Origin of the sequence: Paracoccus sp. PARArs4, from assembly GCF_947311865.1 — a bacterium.
Taxonomy (GTDB): Bacteria; Pseudomonadota; Alphaproteobacteria; order Rhodobacterales; family Rhodobacteraceae; genus Paracoccus; species Paracoccus zeaxanthinifaciens.
Genome location: NZ_CAMZMW010000025.1, coordinates 1 through 16,796, shown reverse-complemented (window position 1 = coordinate 16,796; position 16,796 = coordinate 1). Strand labels below are relative to the sequence as shown.

General features: G+C 67.1%; 12 protein-coding genes and 1 tRNA gene. 7 read left to right on the top strand and 6 right to left on the bottom strand.

Annotated features, from left to right (window positions below; all coding sequences use genetic code 11):
- Nucleotides 1–95: 95 nt before the first annotated feature.
- From gltB to QMZ16_RS15430, 5 genes are all read right to left on the bottom strand, one after another.
- On the bottom strand, nt 96–4,628 hold the full coding sequence (gltB, locus tag QMZ16_RS15450; protein WP_282603912.1) for a glutamate synthase large subunit: 4,533 nt from the start codon (nt 4,626–4,628) through the stop codon (nt 96–98).
- 2 nt (nt 4,629–4,630) lie between these two features.
- Nucleotides 4,631–5,353: a hypothetical protein gene (locus QMZ16_RS15445; protein ID WP_282603900.1), complete on the bottom strand. Its 723-nt coding sequence runs from the start codon at nt 5,351–5,353 to the stop codon at nt 4,631–4,633.
- A 10-nt stretch (nt 5,354–5,363) separates the two neighbouring features.
- A complete protein-coding gene (locus QMZ16_RS15440) occupies nt 5,364–6,848 on the bottom strand; it encodes an NAD(P)-dependent oxidoreductase (RefSeq protein WP_282603899.1) in 1,485 nt (494 codons plus the stop codon).
- Between the two features lie 152 nt (nt 6,849–7,000).
- On the bottom strand, nt 7,001–7,807 hold the full coding sequence (locus tag QMZ16_RS15435; RefSeq protein ID WP_282603911.1) for an undecaprenyl-diphosphate phosphatase: 807 nt from the start codon (nt 7,805–7,807) through the stop codon (nt 7,001–7,003).
- On the bottom strand, nt 7,804–8,787 hold the full coding sequence (locus tag QMZ16_RS15430) for a complex I NDUFA9 subunit family protein (protein WP_282603898.1): 984 nt from the start codon (nt 8,785–8,787) through the stop codon (nt 7,804–7,806). The genes QMZ16_RS15435 and QMZ16_RS15430 overlap by 4 nt, the downstream gene beginning before the upstream one ends.
- 195 nt (nt 8,788–8,982) lie before the next feature.
- Between QMZ16_RS15430 and QMZ16_RS15425 the strand changes: the two genes are divergently transcribed.
- A tRNA-Leu gene (locus QMZ16_RS15425) sits at nt 8,983–9,067 on the top strand.
- Between the two features lie 146 nt (nt 9,068–9,213).
- A complete protein-coding gene (locus QMZ16_RS15420; RefSeq protein ID WP_022706992.1) occupies nt 9,214–10,380 on the top strand; it encodes a nucleotide sugar dehydrogenase in 1,167 nt (388 codons plus the stop codon).
- Between the two features lie 36 nt (nt 10,381–10,416).
- On the opposite strand, the gene QMZ16_RS15415 is transcribed toward QMZ16_RS15420, so the two are convergent.
- Nucleotides 10,417–12,645: a FepA family TonB-dependent siderophore receptor gene (locus tag QMZ16_RS15415; RefSeq protein ID WP_282603897.1), complete on the bottom strand. Its 2,229-nt coding sequence runs from the start codon at nt 12,643–12,645 to the stop codon at nt 10,417–10,419.
- Between the two features lie 175 nt (nt 12,646–12,820).
- Here QMZ16_RS15415 and QMZ16_RS15410 point away from each other — a divergent pair, with 175 nt between their 5' ends.
- The 5 genes from QMZ16_RS15410 (at nt 12,821) to QMZ16_RS15390 (ending at nt 16,670) form a co-directional block, all read left to right on the top strand.
- Nucleotides 12,821–13,096 carry a SelT/SelW/SelH family protein gene (locus tag QMZ16_RS15410; protein WP_282603896.1) on the top strand — a complete coding sequence of 92 codons (276 nt, stop codon included), beginning with the start codon at nt 12,821–12,823 and terminating at the stop codon, nt 13,094–13,096.
- Between the two features lie 63 nt (nt 13,097–13,159).
- Nucleotides 13,160–13,897: a molybdate ABC transporter substrate-binding protein gene (gene modA / locus QMZ16_RS15405; protein ID WP_282603895.1), complete on the top strand. Its 738-nt coding sequence runs from the start codon at nt 13,160–13,162 to the stop codon at nt 13,895–13,897.
- Complete coding sequence (gene modB / locus QMZ16_RS15400) at nt 13,897–14,595, top strand: molybdate ABC transporter permease subunit (RefSeq protein ID WP_282603894.1); 699 nt, start codon at nt 13,897–13,899, stop codon at nt 14,593–14,595. The genes modA and modB overlap by 1 nt, the downstream gene beginning before the upstream one ends.
- Nucleotides 14,592–15,656 carry a molybdenum ABC transporter ATP-binding protein gene (modC, locus tag QMZ16_RS15395; RefSeq protein WP_282603893.1) on the top strand — a complete coding sequence of 355 codons (1,065 nt, stop codon included), beginning with the start codon at nt 14,592–14,594 and terminating at the stop codon, nt 15,654–15,656. The genes modB and modC overlap by 4 nt, the downstream gene beginning before the upstream one ends.
- Before the next feature lie 72 nt (nt 15,657–15,728).
- The gene (locus QMZ16_RS15390) at nt 15,729–16,670 is read left to right on the top strand and encodes an ABC transporter substrate-binding protein (protein ID WP_282603892.1); all 942 of its coding nucleotides are present in this window, start codon (nt 15,729–15,731) and stop codon (nt 16,668–16,670) included.
- Nucleotides 16,671–16,796: the final 126 nt, after the last annotated feature.

Here is a 16,796-nt window from a genome sequence, read left to right as displayed (position 1 = left end):
ATGTCTCATGCCGGATGCGGCTGCGTCAAGAACCTGCCCGCGAATGGAAACGGCCCCCGGAGTTGACCGGGGGCCGCTTCGCGTGGATGGCTGCCTTACTCGGCGGGGACGGCGCTGGTCACCGTGTCCTCGGCGATGGGATGGGGCAGGTGGGCCAGCATCTCCTTGGGGCAGACCTGCAGGAAGTTGCCCTTCTCGCGGTCCCAGTTCGACAGGATGTCGTCGGCGCGCCGCGATCCGGTCTCCTTCAGGTGACGCTCGATCAGGGATTTCAGCTGGGCTTCCCAGTGATCCTGCGTGACCGGGCAGGTCACCAGCGTCTCCGCGTTGATATAGTCGCGCGCCACGCCCTCGGGATCATAGAGATAGGCCATCCCGCCGGTCATGCCCGCGCCGAAGTTCGCGCCGATGCGACCCAGGATCACGGCCACGCCGCCGGTCATGTACTCGCAGCCGTTGCTGCCGCAACCCTCGATCACGACGGATGCGCCGCTGTTGCGGACCGCGAAGCGTTCGCCCGCGCGGCCTGCCGCGAACAGGTAGCCGTTCGTCGCGCCATACAGGACCGTGTTGCCGATGATGGTGTTCTCGGCGGCGACCAGCGGGCTGGCCATGGCGGGACGCACGACGATCGTGCCGCCCGACAGGCCCTTGCCGACATAGTCGTTGGCATCGCCCGACACTTCCAGCTTCAGCCCCGGCGCCGCGAAGGCCCCGAGCGACTGGCCCGCGCTGCCCGTCAGGCGGATCGTCAGGTGATCGGGCTGCAGGTTGTTCCGCATCCCGAACTTCTGGACGATCATCGACGAGGTGCGCGTGCCGATGGTCCGCAGGGTGTTCCGCACGGCATAGGACAGCTGCATCTTCTCGCCGTCGCTGAAGAACCGCTCGGCGTCGCGGATGATTTCCGCGTCCAGCGTGTCCATCACGGCGTTGCGCGGCTTCGAACGGTCATAGACGATCTTGTCCCAGCCATCGACGGTGATCAGCAGCGGGTTCAGGTCCAGATCGTCCAGGTTCGCGGCACCGCGGCTGACCTGGGTCAGCAGGTCGGCGCGGCCGATCACTTCATCAAGGCTGCGCGCCCCGATCGAGGCCAGGATCTCGCGCACTTCCTGGGCATAGAAGGTGATCAGGTTCACGACCTTGTCGGCGCTGCCGGTGAACATCGCGCGCAGCTTCTCGTCCTGCGTGCAGACGCCCACGGGGCAGGTGTTCGACTGGCACTGGCGGACCATGATGCAGCCCATCGCGATCAGCGCGGCGGTGCCGATGCCGTATTCCTCGGCACCCATCATCGCGGCCATGACGATGTCGCGGCCCGTGCGCAGACCGCCATCGGTGCGCAGGGTGACACGCTCGCGAAGGCGGTTCATCGCCAGGACCTGGTGCGCCTCGGTCAGGCCCATCTCCCAGGGCAGGCCCGCGAACTTGATCGACGTGGCGGGCGACGCGCCGGTGCCGCCGTTATGGCCGCTGATCAGGATGACGTCGGCCTTGGCCTTGGCCACGCCTGCAGCGATCGTGCCGACGCCCGACGATGCCACCAGCTTGACGGTGATCTTGGCGCGCGGGTTGATCTGCTTCAGGTCGTAGATCAGCTGCGCCAGATCCTCGATCGAGTAGATGTCGTGATGCGGCGGCGGGCTGATCAGCGTGACGCCCTTGGTCGAGTGGCGAAGCCGCGCGATCAGGTCGGTGACCTTCATGCCGGGCAGCTGGCCACCCTCGCCGGGCTTGGCGCCCTGGGCGACCTTGATCTCCAGTTCCTCGCAGGCGTTCAGGTATTCGGCGGTGACGCCGAAGCGGCCCGAGGCGACCTGCTTGATCTTGGCGCAGGGGTTGTCGCCGTTCGGCAGCGGGTGGCTGTGCGCCGGATCCTCGCCGCCCTCGCCGCTGTCGGATTTCGCGCCGATGCGGTTCATGGCGATGTTCAGCGTCATGTGCGCTTCGGGCGACAGCGCCCCAAGCGACATGCCGGGCGTCACGAAGCGCTTGCGGATCGAGGTGATGCTCTCCACCTCCTCGATGGGCACGGGCTTGCCGATCGGCTTGATGTCCAGCAGGTCGCGGATATGGATCGGCGGGTTCGCCCGCAGGGCCGAGCTGAACTGCTTCCACACGTCATAGCTGGCCTTCTCGCAGGCGATCTGCAGCAGGCGCATGGTGTTGGCTTCCCAGGCGTGCTTCTCGCCGGAACGGCGCAGCTTGTAGAAGCCGCCCATCGGCAGCAGGTCGGCGCCGGTGGCCGAATGCGCCTTGGCGTGCAGCCCCTCCAGCTTGGCCTGAAGGCCGTGCAGTCCGATCCCCGAGATGCGCGACTGCATGCCGGGGAAATATTCCGCCACCATCGCACGCGACAGGCCCACGGCCTCGAAGTTCAGGCCCCCGCGATAGGAGGACAGGACCGAGATGCCCATCTTGGCCATGATCTTGAGCAGGCCCGCGTCGATGGCCGCGCGGTAGCGGCGCATGTTGTCCACCAGCGATCCGGTCAGCAGCCCGCGCGCGATGCGGTCGGCGATGCTGTCCTGCGCAAGATAGGGGTTCACCGTCGTCGCGCCGCAGCCGATCAGGACCGCGAAGTAATGCGGGTCGATGCATTCGGCCGACCGCACGTTCAGCGAACAGAAGGTCCGCAGGCCCTTGCGGGTCAGCCAGCTGTGGACCGCGCTGGTCGCGAGGATCATCGGCATGGCGACGCGGTTCTCGTCCTGGCCCTCGTCGGTCAGCACGATATGGCCCGCGCCCGAACGCACGGCGTCCTCGGCCTCGGCGCGGATGCGGGCAAGACCCTCGCCCAGGGCGTCCTGGTCGCTGCCCGCCGGGAAGGTGCAGTCGATGCGGGTCACCGTCTCGCCGAACATCCTCTGCATTTCCGCGAATTCGCCATTCGCGACGAAGGGGCTTTCCAGCAGCAGGATCTCGGTCTGGGCGCTGCTTTCGTCCAGCACGTTCTTGAGGTTGCCGAACCGCGTCTTGAGCGACATGACGCGGGTCTCGCGCAGGCTGTCGATCGGCGGGTTGGTGACCTGGCTGAAGTTCTGCCGGAAGAAGTGGCTCATGGGGCGGTACTGGTTCGACAGGACCGCGGGCGGCGTGTCGTCGCCCATCGAGGCGATGGATTCCTTGCCATCCTCGGCCATGGGCGCAAGGATGTGCTCCAGTTCCTCGACGGTGAAGCCCGCCGCGGTCTGGCGCCGACGCAGGGCCTCGCCCTCGTAGGTGACGGGCTCGGGCAGGTCGCGCATGCCGTCGTTCAGCTCGGTGACCTTCTCGATCCATTCGCCGAAGGGCTGGCTGTTGGCCAGGCGGTCCTTGATCTCGGTGTCGTGGTAGAGCTTGCCCTCCCACATGTCGACGGCGATCATCTGGCCCGGGCCAAGCGCGCCCTTCTCGCGGACGTTGGATTCGTTGATCGGCACCATGCCGACCTCGGAACCCGCGATCAGCAGGTTGTCGCCCGTGACGACGAAGCGCATCGGGCGCAGGCCGTTCCGGTCGAGGCCGCCGCAGACCCAACGCCCATCGGTCATCGCAAGGGCGGCAGGACCGTCCCAAGGCTCCATCACGGCGTTGCAGTACGCGTACATGTCGGCCCATGCCTGCGGCATGTCGGTCGTGGCCTTGGACCAGCTTTCGGGAACCAGCATGGTCTTGGTCATCGGCGCACTGCGCCCCGAACGGACCAGCACCTCGAAGACGGAATCCAGCGCGGCGCTGTCGGACGATCCGGCGGGCACGATCGGCTTGATGTCCTCGGCCATCTCGCCGAAGGCGCTGGAGGCCATGCGGATCTCGTGGCTGCGCAGCCAGTTCAGGTTGCCCTTGAGGGTGTTGATCTCGCCGTTATGGGCCAGCATGCGGAAGGGCTGGGCCAGCCACCATTGCGGGAAGGTGTTGGTGGAATAGCGCTGGTGATAGATCGCGAAGGAGGATTCGAAACGCTCGTCCTTGAGGTCGGGATAGAATTCCGCGACCTGCTCGGCCAGCATCATGCCCTTGTAGATGATCGACCGGCAGGACAGCGATGCGAAGTACAGATCGCCCACCTGCGCGGCGACGGCGGCCTTCTCGATCCGGCGGCGGATGATGTACAGCTCGCGCTCGAACTGGACATGGTCGATGTCCTTCTCGCAGCGGATCAGGATCTGCTCGATCTCGGGGCGGGTGGCATTGGCCTTGTCGCCCAGCACGGCGGTGTTCACCGGCACGTGGCGCCAGCCATAGATGTAGTGACCCATCCGCAGGACTTCGGATTCCACGATCGTGCGGCAGGCTTCCTGGGCGGCGAAATTCGTGCGCGGCAGGAAGACCTGGCCGACCGCGATCAGCTTGTCGTGGTCGGGTTCATGGCCCGTGCGTCGGATCTGGTCGTGGAAGAAGGGCACCGGGATCTGGACGTGGATGCCCGCGCCGTCGCCGGTCTTGCCGTCGGCATCCACCGCGCCGCGGTGCCAGATGGCCTTCAGCGCGTCGATGCCGTTCTGGACGACCTGGCGGCTGGGCTTGCCGTCAAGGTCGACGACGAAGCCGACGCCGCAGGAGGAATGCTCGTCCTCGTGGCGATAGAGGCTGTTCTCGGCCATCCAGTCGCGGCGGGCCTGTTCCTCGGTCTGCCAATCCATGCTCATGATGCGGCCCTTTCCTGCGGGATCTGCGACAGAAGCTGGTCGCAGTCGAATTGTGGGGTGGTGTCGCCGAACCCGGCCTCGCCCGGCAGGGCGAAGGCGGCGGGGCTGTCGTCGGATTTCTCGGTCTTGCCGGACCAGTCGCGGGCCGTTTCCAGGCCGCCGAAGAAGCGGCCGAACTCGCGGCTGATATACTGGCTGCCGTGGCGGCGGATCAGGACCTTGCCCGATCCGTCGGTCGTCGTCAGTTCGAACTCGGTCCGTTCGAGCGGCTGGCCGTCGATGGTGACGGTCTCGCCCGTCAGGCGGTCGCCGCCCACATGGTGCAGCAGCTCGCCCGAGGTGGACTGCGTCCAGAAGTCGAAGCTGTCCTCGCCCGTGGCGACCAGCCCCGAGAAGCTGGCATCGTCGGGCGCGTTCTCGACCAGGCGGTCCAGGATGCCGGTGCGGGTGCTCTGGCTCTCCATCCAGCGGGTCTCGGCGTCGATCGCGGACAGATAGTAGAGACCGTCGCGGTCGAACAGCGCGGTGCGCTGCCAGCCCTGCGGGTCGGCATCGCAGCGATAGACCTGCGCCACGGTGCAGCCGCGGTTCTGGACCGTCAGGTCCAGGCTGCAGCCCGCGGGCGGCGTGAAGTTCGCGGCCATGGCGGGGGGCGTCGCGGACAGGGCGGCAAGGAATGCCGCGCCCGTCGCCGCCCGAAGAAGGGGCAGATGCGTCATGGCACGCGCCTTATTCCGCCGCGATCCGGGCTTCGCCGGTCAGGAAGCTCTCGATGCTGTCGGCAGCTTCGCGACCGTCCCGGATCGCCCAGACCACGAGGCTGGCACCCCGCACGATGTCGCCCACGGCGAAGACGCCGGGGATCGAGGTCTGGTGCGACTGGAAGTTCGCCTTGACCGTGCCCCAACGCGTGACCTCGAGGCCCTCGACACCCCAGAGGCGGGGCAGTTCCTCGGGCTCGAACCCGAGCGCCTTGATGACCAGGTCGGCCGGTTCGTCGTAATCCGCGCCGTCGATCAGTTCGGGCGACTGGCGACCGCTGACATCGGGGGCGCCCAGGCGCATCTTCTGGATGCGGACGCTGCCGATCTGGGGAAGGCCCGCGACATCGCGTTCCTGCGCGACGGCGGCATCGCCGGTCACGTGGCCGGTGAAGGCGCCGGGGGCGGACAGCCAGACGAACTCGACGCCCTCTTCCTCGGCGTTCTGCACCTCGCGCTGCGAACCGGGCATGTTGGCGCGGTCGCGGCGATAGAGGCACTTGACCGATTGCGCGCCCTGGCGGATCGCGGTGCGCACGCAGTCCATCGCGGTGTCGCCGCCGCCGATGACGATCACGCGCTTGCCGTTGGCGTTCAGCTCGCCATCCTCGAAATCGGGCACGTCGTCGCCGAACTCGACCTTGTTGCTTGCGGTCAGGTAATCGATGGCGCGCACGACGCCGCCGGCATCGGCATTGTCCAGGTCCAGGTCGCGGGTCTTGTAGACGCCAGTCGCGATCAGCACCGCGTCATGCTTGCCGCGGATCGCGTCGAAGCTGATATCCTCGCCCACGTTGCAGTTCAGCACGAACTCGACGCCGCTGTCCTCGAGCAGCTTGTTGCGGCGCAGGACGACGTCCTTCTCCAGCTTGAAGCCGGGGATGCCATAGGTCAGCAGCCCGCCCGCACGGTCGTAGCGGTCGTAGACGGTGACCTGGAAGCCCTTCTGGCGCAGCATGTCCGCCGCTGCCAGGCCGCCCGGACCCGCGCCGATGATGCCGACCGATTCGGCGCGTTCCTGTGCCGGTTTCGTGGGCAGCACCCAGCCTTTGTCCCAGGCGGTGTCGGTGATGTATTTCTCGACCGCGCCGATGGTGACGGTGCCGTGGCCCGACTGCTCGATCACGCAATTGCCTTCGCACAGGCGGTCCTGCGGGCAGATGCGGCCGCAGATCTCGGGGAAGGTGTTGGTGGCCTGGCTGACGCGATACGCCTCTTCCAGGCGGCCTTCGGCGGTCAGGCGCAGCCAGTCGGGAATGTTATTGTGCAGCGGGCAGTGCGACTGGCAGTAGGGCACGCCGCACTGGCTGCAACGGCTGGCCTGTTCGGCCGCCTTCTGGTTCGCGAACTCGCGATAGATTTCGTGGAAGTCCTCGCTCCGCTCGGCTGCCGAGCGTTTCTCGGGCATCTCGCGCGGGGTCGAGACGAATGTGAGCATCTTTTGCGTGGCCATGGCTGCGCTCCCCCAAGGCAGAAACTTCAGGAAGCTTTCGGTAACCCATGGCCGTCGGCATTAAAAGTCAGCAGTGCTGACCTAAATGCTGCTTTTATGGCGGGCAGGCGAAATTAATCCGCCCGGACCCGCCATATTTAGGTCAGTATTGCTTACATACCAAGCGACAGCGCCAGCATGGCAAGGACGCCCACGACGATTCGCCACCAGGCGAACAGGCCGTAACCATGGGCCGAGACATATCCCAGCAGCCAGCGCACCACGACGACGCCCGCAAGGAAGGCAGTCACGAAGCCGACTGCGATATTTCCAAGCGCGGCGGCATCCAGGATATCGCGGTTCTTCCAGAAGTCGTAGGCGAAGGCACCGGCCATGGTCGGCATCGCCAGGAAGAACGAGAATTCCGCCGCCGAGCGCTTGTCCGCGCCCATCAGCAGCGCGCCCACGATGGTCGATCCCGACCGCGAGGTGCCGGGGATCATCGCGAGGCACTGGAAGAACCCGATCCCGATCGCGACGGGCAGGGGGAAATCCTCGGCCCGGTGGTATTTCGGCTGCGTGGTCCGGCGATCGACCCACAGCAGGACGAATCCGCCAAGGATCAGCATCACCGCGATCAGCATCGGGGTCTCGAACAGGACCGTCTTGATGAAGTCGTGCGACAGCACCCCGATGACGACCGCCGGGAAGAATGCCAGCAGCACCGCCGCGATGAAGTGGCGGGCGGCGGGGTCGTTCGGCGCGGCGCGGAATGTCTGCCAGATCCGCCCCGCATAGACCCCGAGGATCGCCCCGAGCGCGCCCAGCTGGATCAGCACCTCGAAGGCGCGGCCGGGCGATTCGAAGCCGAGGAAATGCCCCGCCAGCAGGATGTGGCCGGTGGACGAGACGGGGATGAACTCGGTCAGGCCCTCGAGAACCCCGAGGGCGGCGGCGACGATCGTGTTCTGTTCCATCAGTCCCTGCGCAGGTTCTTGGCCGAGCGTTTGATCGCGTCATATTGCCCCGAGGGGCTGAAGCGCCACAGATAGTCCTCGATCACCGCACTGGGCGAGGTGGGCGAGATGCCCAGCTGCCCGAAGCCCTGCGCGCCTTCCGACACGACATTGTCCTGGGTCAGCAGGTGCAGCTGGTCGCGGTTCAGGGGTGCCGCGATCAGGCCGCCGCTCAGGGTCTGGACCAGCCCGCCCGCCATCGCGCCCAGTCGTGCGAAGGGCATGGGCACGGTCAGCGGAATGCGCTTGCGGTCCACGGCCTCGATCACCTGGCGAGAGATCTCGGCCATGGTCATCACCTCGGGGCCGCCCAGCTCGTAGATGCCGGGCTGCGCCGCGCCGGTCGCGCCCATCATGGCCGCGCGCGCCACGTCGTCCACATAGACCGGCTGCAGCCGCGTCGAGGGAGAGATGACGGGCATGAACGGACCCATGCGGGTCAGCCCCGCCAGCCGGTTGTAGAAGCTGTCGCCCGGCCCGAAGATCACCGAGGGGCGCAGCACGACCGCATCGGGCCGCGCCGCGATCACGGCGGCCTCGCCCCGCGACTTGGCGGCGACATAGCTGCTGGGGCTGTTGGGATCGATCCCCAGCCCCGAGATGTGGACCAGCCGCGCGACGCCCATCTCGGCCGAGATGCGCGCGATGAACTGGGCGCCGTCCTCGAAGACGTTGGTGAAGTTGCTCTTGCCTTCGGGGGACAGGATGTTGACGCAATTGACCGCCGCATCCGCATCAGTCAGGGCCGCGCGGACCGATGCCTCGTCGCGGATGTTGCACATGACGGGGACGACCTGGCCCACGGCGCCATATGTGCGGGTGAACAGGGCCTCGTCGGGGCGACGCACCGCGATGCGCACGCGCCAGCCCTCCTTGGCCATCAGCCGTGCCACCTGCCGGCCGACAAAGCCCGACCCGCCAAAGATCGTGACCAGTTTCGCCATGGGCGTCTCGCCTCCTTCGTGCCGAATTGTCCTGCGATGCTTACCCGCGGGGATGCCATGCGGCAAGCGGCGGCAGGCCCCTTCGGCGATGCGTCGCAGGGGGTCGCGAAAGAAAAATCGAAAACATGTCAGAAAAGTTGCAAAGGGCCATTGACGCCCCCTGCGACTGCCCGTAGATAGCCGCTCATACCACCTGCCCAGGTGGCGGAATTGGTAGACGCGCACGGTTCAGGTCCGTGTGTCGCAAGACGTGGAGGTTCGAGTCCTCTCCTGGGCACCATAAAAAAAGCCCCGCAGCTCAACGAGTTGCGGGGCTTTCTTCTGTCTGGCGCAGGTAAGGTCTGCCATTCTGGACGTGGCGCGGCCGCTTCTCTATCACCTTCGGACAAGGGGCCGGACGGACCGGTCGGATCGAAGGGGGTCACCATGAAGATTGCGGTCGCTGGACTGGGCTATGTCGGGCTGTCCAATGCCATTCTGCTGGCACGCCAGCACGATGTCGTCGCGGTCGATGTCGTGCAGGACAAGATCCGGATGGTGAACTCGGGCATCTCTCCGATCGCGGATGACGAATGCGAGAAGTTCCTGGCCGAGGGCAAGCTGCGCCTGAAGGCCACGATGGACCCCGCCGAGGCCTATGCCGACGCGGATTTCGTCATCATCGCCACGCCGACCAATTACGACCCCGAAACCAACGCCTTCAACACCGAGAGCATCGAATCGGTGGTCGAGCAGGTGTCGCGCATCAATCCCGACGCGGTCATGGTCATCAAGTCGACGATTCCCGTGGGCTATACCCGCGGCCTGATCGCCCGCACCGGGTCGCGCCAGATCATGTTCTCGCCGGAATTCCTGCGCGAGGGGCAGGCGCTTCACGACAACCTCTATCCGTCGCGCATCGTGGTGGGCGAACGGTCGGACCGCGCGCAGGTCTTTGCCGAGCTGCTGCGCGATGCCGCGATCAAGACCGACGTGTCGATCCTGCTGACCGATGCCGACGAGGCCGAGGCGATCAAGCTGTTCGCCAACACCTATCTTGCGATGCGCGTCGCCTATTTCAACGAACTGGACAGCTATGCCCTCAGCCACGGGTTGGAGGCGCGCCAGATCATCGAGGGGGTCAGCCTCGATCCGCGGATCGGGTCGCATTACAACAACCCCTCGTTCGGCTATGGCGGCTATTGCCTGCCCAAGGACAGCAAGCAGCTTCTGGCGAATTACAACAACGTGCCCCAGAACCTGATCCGCGCCATCGTCGAGGCCAACCAGACGCGCAAGGACTTCCTTGCGGCGCGGATCATCGCGCGCAATCCGCAGCGGGTGGGCATCTATCGGCTGGTGATGAAGGCGGGTTCGGACAATTTCCGCGACAGCTCGGTCCAGGACCTGATGAAGCGCATCAAGGGCGAGGGGATCGAGGTCGTCATCTACGAGCCGAGCCTGGCCGAGGATCACTACAAGAACTCGCGCAACGAACGCGACCTGGCCCGGTTCAAGGCGATCTGCGACGTGGTCGTCGCCAACCGCGTCACCGACGAGATCGCGGATATCGCGGACAAGACCTTCACCCGCGACCTGTTCCGCCAGAACTGATGCCGCGCGCCCCCCCGACGGGGGCGCGCGTCGCGATCAGAAGCGCTTGTTCAGCGACAGATAGTAGGCGCGGCCGGGCTCGTTGTAGGTCTCGGACGTGCCGCCCGACCCGGTGCGCAGGATCTGCTTGTCGAACAGGTTGGTCACGCCGCCCGACAGCCGGACGCGGTCGTTCACGTCCCAGGTCGCACCCAGATCGACCAGCGTATAGCTGCCGCGCGAACGGGTCTCCTCGTAGGGTTCGTTGGTGACGGGGTTCAGGTCGGGGGCCTCGATGTTGCCGTAATGGGTGGCCGACAGGCGCAGGGTGACATCGGGCCGCGCGTACCAGTCCAGCGATGCGTTGACCGTATAGTCCGGCACCAGGCTCAGCGGGTCGCCATTGTCCTTCTCGGACTTGATCATGTGGGTGAAGTTGGCGTTGAAGGCGAAATCGGTGCCGATCGGCGTGGCGAAATTGCCCTCGATCCCCGAGATGACGGCCTTGCCCTCGTTCTCCCACCGGAACAGGCGGTCCGAGGTGGCTTCGGGATTGTACTGCCGGAAGCCCGAGGCGATGCGGTTCTCGTAATCGTTGTGGAAGAAGGTCAGGCTGCCCTCCAGCCCATCCGCGCCCGCATAGGCGACGCCCAGTTCCTTGTTCAGGCTGATCTCGGGGTCCAGGTCGGGATTGCCCAGCATATAGCAGGGGCCCTCGACCTTCGTGCCGTCGATCACCGGGCAGCCGTTGCCGCGCGTGGTATAGACATAGTTCGGGTTCAGCTGGAACAGGGTCGGCGTCTTGTAGGCGCGCGCGATCCCGGCCTTGACCGTCCAGCTGTCGTTCACCGCGTAATCGGCGATGATCCCGGGCGAGACATTGCCCCCGAAATTGTCGTTCCAGTCATAGCGGATCGAGGGGGTCAGCGTCAGCGCGGGCGACCATTCGACATTCGCCTCGGCATAGAGGCCGATGGTGTGCTGGTCGCTTTCGGTGTCGCGCGCGTCCCCGTCGGCGGGAACGCCCGTGACATCCACCAGCGAATCGTCCAGCCCCTGGCCGATGGATGCGGGGTCGTCCATCCATTCGCCGCGGTAATCGGCGCCCAGGGTCACGCTGGCATTGCGGTTCGCGATGGTGGTGGGCAGGACCCATTCGGTCTTGGCCGAGAGGGTGTCCAGCTCGATCGTCTGGTCCGCGACGGTGTCGCCGCTGTCATCGCCATCCGTGTCCACGCAGCCCGTGATGCGGCCCTCGCCGCTGCCTGCAAGCCCTTCGCAGAAGCGCGTGTTGCGGGTGTTCTCCCACTGGATGAAGCTGGTCGAGCTGCCGAAATCGTATTCCCCCTCGTGGGTCAGCGCGAAGGTGCGGCGATAGACGCGGTTCGTCTCCATCCCGATCAGGTCGTCGATATCGGCCGCGTCGGTCAGCACCGCGCCCCGCAGCGTGTCGCCGGCATAGATGTTGCCCTGCCGCGAGAAGGTCGCGTCCAGGTCCAGCCGGTGCCCCGGTGCCGCGTCCCAGCTGAGGCTGGCGCCGACATCCTTGTTCACCACGCCCTCGGTCCCGGCCAGGATCTGGGTGTCGTCACCCTCGCCGATGACGGGGTTGATGTCGGCGTCGTCGGCATCGCTCTTGTTGAAGTTGCCCCACAGGCGGAGGCCCAGCCGCTCCGAGATCGGCCCCGCCAGCAGCAGGTTCATGCGTTTGGTCGCGCCTTCGTCACCGCTCTCGGGCTGGTTCCAGTGTAGGCCCAGTTCGGCCATGAAGCTGTCGGGGCGCTTGGTGATGATGTTCACCACCCCGCCCGAGGCCCCCGAGCCATAGCGCGCGGCGGCGGGGCCGCGAATGACCTCGATGCTCTCGATCAGTTCGGCGGGGACCCAGTTCGCATCGCCGCGCGTGTCGCGTTCGCCGCCACGGCTCTGCTTGACGGAATTGCGCGACAGGACCGGCTTGCCGTCGATCAGGATCAGCGTGTTCTCGGGGCCCATGCCGCGGATGTCGATCTGGCGCTGGTTGCCGCGCTGGCCGGTGGCCGTCGCGCCGGTCAGGTTCACGCCCGGCTGCTTGCGCACGATCTCCGAGATGTCGTTGACGACGGGGCTGCGCTCCAGCTCGTCCTGCGAGATGTTGGACACCCCGAGCGATTGCAGCGCCTGTTCCTCGGCCGAGAGGACGATGCCCTCGAGCATGACGGGTTCGGCATCCTGCGCGGATGCGGGCAGGGCGGGCAGCAGGACCAGCGCGGTGGTGGTCAGGATGGTGCGGAAGGTCGGTGACATGGGCCACTCCGGGAAATGGGTTCACGGGAATGGCTGGTGCGGACACTGGCTGATTGCGGCGATAATCCTCACGGAAACGAGATTGAAGCGTGTGTTTCCGTGAAGGGGCCGCATTGTTGCAGGCCGGCAACAGCGCCGCTTGTGCGGGCGGGGGCGCGTGGATATCGTCGCCGCCATGACCAGACCCCGCATCACGATCCGTTACTGCACCGGCTGCAACTGGCTTCTTCGGGCCGGGTGGATGGCGCAGGAATTGCTGCAGACCTTCGGCGAGGACCTTGCCGAGGTCGCGATCATCCCCGGCACCGGCGGCATCTTCCAGATCGCGGTGGACGACCGGCTGATCTGGGACCGCAAGACCGATGGCGGCTTTCCCGGCCCCAAGGAGATCAAGCAGCGCCTGCGCGACGCGATCGATCCCGAGCGCGACCTGGGCCACCTGGATCGCTGATCCGTTATGTCCGACGGAAAATAGCGCTTGCATCCGCGGCCCGCGCGGGCTGCAATTGCGGTCATGTTCCGCGCCCTTCTGATCGCCGCCGTCCTTGCGACCCCGCCCCTGCGCGCAGGGGCCGAGGTGCTGGTTTTCGCGGCCTCCAGCCTGACCGACGCGCTGGACCGTATCGCCGCGCTGTGGGAGGAAGGCGGGAATGAGCCCGTCACCATATCCTATGCCGGTTCCTCGGCGCTTGCGCGGCAGATCCAGCAGGGCGCGCCCGCCGACATCTTCGTGTCCGCCAACCAGGAATGGATGGACGCCTTGCAGCGCTCGGGCGATGTCGATGCCGCCAGCCGTCGCGACGTGGCCGGAAACGCGCTGGTGCTGATCGCGCATGGCGACGCGCCGCCGGTGACCATCGACGCCGCGCTGGACCTGCCCGCGATGCTGAAGGGCGGGCGCCTGTCGATGGCCATGACCGCCAGCGTGCCCGCGGGCATCTATGGACGACAGGCGCTGGAATCGCTGGGGCTGTGGCAGGGGGTCGAGGCAAGCGTCGCGCAATCCGACAATGTCCGCACGGCACTGGCCTTCGTCGCGCGGGGCGAGGCGCCGCTCGGCATCACCTATGCGACCGATGCGCTGGTCGAACCCGACGTGACCGTGATCGGCCGGTTCCCCGAAGGCAGCCACGCGCCCATCCTCTATCCCGCCGCGCGGGTCGCGGGGGCACAGGATGGCGGTTTCCTCGACTTCCTGACATCGGACGCTGCGCGCGGGGTGTGGCGCGAATACGGCTTCGGCGATCCATGATGGCGGACTGGCTGGGCCCCGAGGGCTGGCAGGCGGTGGTGCTGTCGCTCAAGGTCGCGTTCTGGGCCACGGCCCTGTCGCTGCCCTTCGGCATCCTTGTCGCGCATGCGCTGGCCCGCTGGCGGTTTCCGGGGCGCGGCGTGCTGAACGGGCTGGTCCACCTGCCGCTGATCCTGCCGCCTGTCGTGACGGGCTATCTTCTGCTGCTGGTCTTCGGACGGCAGGGCGCGGTCGGCGCCTGGCTGCACGAGGTGTTCGGCATCACGCTGGCCTTCCGCTGGACGGGTGCGGCCCTTGCGGCGGCGATCATGGGCTTTCCGCTGATGGTCCGCGCGATCCGCCTTGCGATCGAGGCTGTGGACCCCGGCCTCGAATCCGCGGCGGCCACGCTGGGGGCGGGGCCGGTCCGGGTCTTCGCGACGGTGACGCTGCCGCTGGCCGCGCCGGGCGTCGTCGCGGGCGCGATCCTGTCCTTTGCCAAGGCCATCGGCGAATTCGGCGCGACGATCACCTTCGTGTCGAACATTCCCGGCCAGACCCAGACCCTGCCTTCCGCGATCCATGCCCTGTTGCAGGTGCCGGGCGGCGAGGCCGCGGCAGGCCGCCTTGTCGTCATCGCCATCCTCATCGCCATGGCCGCGCTGATGCTGTCCGAACTGGTCGCGCGTCGCGTCGCCCGCAAGGTCGCCGGCGCATGAGCCTGGAGGTCCGCATCCGCCACCGCTTCGCGGGCTTCGCGCTGGATGCGGAATTCACCGCGCCGCCCGGACTGACGGTCCTGTTCGGCCCCTCGGGTTCCGGAAAAAGCACGATCGTCGATGCGGTGGCGGGCCTCTTTCGCCTCGATCACGCGCTGATCCGCGCCGATGGCCGCGTGCTGACCGATACCGATGCGCGCGTCTTCGTGCCGCCGCATCGCCGCCGTGCCGGATACGTGTTCCAGCAGGGGCGGCTTTTCCCGCATCTCAGCGTGCGGCGGAACCTGACCTATGGCAGCCGCAAGGGGGCTGCCGATTTCGCGCAGGTGGTCGGGATGCTGGGCATCGGGCACCTGCTGGACCGCGCGCCCGCCGCGTTGTCGGGGGGCGAACGCAGCCGCGTGGCGATCGGCCGCGCATTGCTGGCGCAGCCGCTGCTGATGCTGGCGGACGAGCCCCTTGCCGCGCTGGACGACGCCCGCAAGGCCGAGATCCTGCCCTATTTCGAGCGTCTGCGCGACGAGGCGCGGGTGCCGATCCTCTATGTATCGCATTCCATCCCCGAGGTGACGCGCCTTGCGACCACGGTCGTCGCGCTGCGGGCGGGCCGCGTGATCGCGCAGGGCTCCCCGTCCGAGGTGCTGGGCCAGGGCGCGCTTGGCGGCGATGCGGGCGCGATCATCAGCGCCCGGGTCCGGCGCCACCATGATGACGGCCTGACCGAGCTGCTCGCGGGCGACGTGCCCCTGTGGGTGCCGCGCGTGGCCGCCGCCCCCGGCACCGCGCTGCGCCTGCGCGTCGGCGCGCGCGATGTCGTCCTGTCGCGCGATCGCCCGACGGGGCTCTCGGCGCTGAACATCATGCCGGGGCGCATCGCCGGGATGCGCGATGCGCCGGACGGTTCGGTCATGGTCAGGCTGGACCTGGGACAGGATGCGCTGATCGCCCGCATCACCCGCCGTTCGGCCCGTGCGATGGGGCTTGCGGTCGGTCAGGACTGCCACGCGATCCTGAAATCCGTGGCGGTTCACGGGTCCGACATCGCACCCGCGCCCGGCTGATTTCGGGGCTTGCGCCGCAACGAAGCATCCGGCAAATGGCATAGTATTACATTTCATAACCGGAGATCAGGAATGATCCGTTCCGCCCTTCTGGCGGTCACGGCGGCGCTGTGCCCGCTGACCGCGCTTGCCGATGACCAGACCCTGGACATCGCCGCCCCCTTCGAGCTGAAGGGCCTCGATCCCGCGCTGTCCGGCGACATCTTCCTGCGGCTCGAGATTGCCGAGACGCTGGTGGACAGCGATGCCAAGGGCCGCCTGCGCCCCGGCCTCGCGACGGAATGGACCACCTCGGATGACGGACTGGAATGGCGCTTCCGCATCCGCGAGGGGGTGGCCTTCCATGACGGCACCATGCTGGACGCCGCCGCCGCCGCGATCTCGTTGAACCATGCCCGCACCGACGAGGGGCTGCTGTCCCGCGCGCCCATCACCGATATCCGCGCCGACGGGACCGATCTGGTCGTGGCCCTGTCCGAGCCCTTCGCGATCCTGCCCGCCTTCCTTGCCGAATATCGCAGCCAGATACTGGCGCCCGCATCCTATGACGCGGATGGCGCCGTGGTCGCGCTGATCGGGACCGGTGCCTTCCGCACGACCGAGGTCTCGCCGCCCCAGACCCTCGCGGCCGAGCGGTTCGAGGATTACTGGGACGGCGCGGCGCGCATTCCGGCGCTGCGCTATACCGCCGTGACGCGGTCGGAAACCCGCGCCCTGATGGCCGAGAGCGGCGATGCCGAACTGGTCGTCACGCTGGACCCCGCATCCGTCACCCGCCTGTCGGAGCTGGAGGACCTGGAGGTGGTCAGCGCCCCCCTGCCGCGGGTCCTGATGCTGAAGGTGGACGCCGCATCGCCGTTCTTCGACAGCGCCGCCGAACGCGAGGCGCTGTCCATGGCCATCGACCGCGCGGGCCTTGCGCAGGTGGTGCTGCGCTATGACGCCTCGGCCGACCAGATGTTCCCGCCCAACATGGACGGCTGGCACGATGCCGCGCTGCCGCCGCTGTCCTAGGGTCAGGACCCATTAATCGGGTTGCGACCACCTTGCCGGCGTGATTCATGCTCCCGAACTGATGGGGGCATGATGAGCAATCTTTTCTGGCTGAGCGATGAGCAGATGGCGCGGTTGCGGCCGTTC

What these genes read in the sequence shown, in the direction of transcription:
- gltB (WP_282603912.1), bottom strand. Translation starts at nt 4,628, where the DNA reads ATGGATTGGCAGACCGAGGAACAGGCCCGCCGCGACTGGATGGCCGAG.
- QMZ16_RS15445 (WP_282603900.1), bottom strand. Translation starts at nt 5,353, where the DNA reads ATGACGCATCTGCCCCTTCTTCGGGCGGCGACGGGCGCGGCATTCCTT.
- QMZ16_RS15440 (WP_282603899.1), bottom strand. Translation starts at nt 6,848, where the DNA reads ATGGCCACGCAAAAGATGCTCACATTCGTCTCGACCCCGCGCGAGATG.
- QMZ16_RS15430 (WP_282603898.1), bottom strand. Translation starts at nt 8,787, where the DNA reads ATGGCGAAACTGGTCACGATCTTTGGCGGGTCGGGCTTTGTCGGCCGG.
- QMZ16_RS15420 (WP_022706992.1), top strand. Translation starts at nt 9,214, where the DNA reads ATGAAGATTGCGGTCGCTGGACTGGGCTATGTCGGGCTGTCCAATGCC.
- QMZ16_RS15415 (WP_282603897.1), bottom strand. Translation starts at nt 12,645, where the DNA reads ATGTCACCGACCTTCCGCACCATCCTGACCACCACCGCGCTGGTCCTG.
- QMZ16_RS15410 (WP_282603896.1), top strand. Translation starts at nt 12,821, where the DNA reads ATGACCAGACCCCGCATCACGATCCGTTACTGCACCGGCTGCAACTGG.
- modA (WP_282603895.1), top strand. Translation starts at nt 13,160, where the DNA reads ATGTTCCGCGCCCTTCTGATCGCCGCCGTCCTTGCGACCCCGCCCCTG.
- modB (WP_282603894.1), top strand. Translation starts at nt 13,897, where the DNA reads ATGGCGGACTGGCTGGGCCCCGAGGGCTGGCAGGCGGTGGTGCTGTCG.
- modC (WP_282603893.1), top strand. Translation starts at nt 14,592, where the DNA reads ATGAGCCTGGAGGTCCGCATCCGCCACCGCTTCGCGGGCTTCGCGCTG.
- QMZ16_RS15390 (WP_282603892.1), top strand. Translation starts at nt 15,729, where the DNA reads ATGATCCGTTCCGCCCTTCTGGCGGTCACGGCGGCGCTGTGCCCGCTG.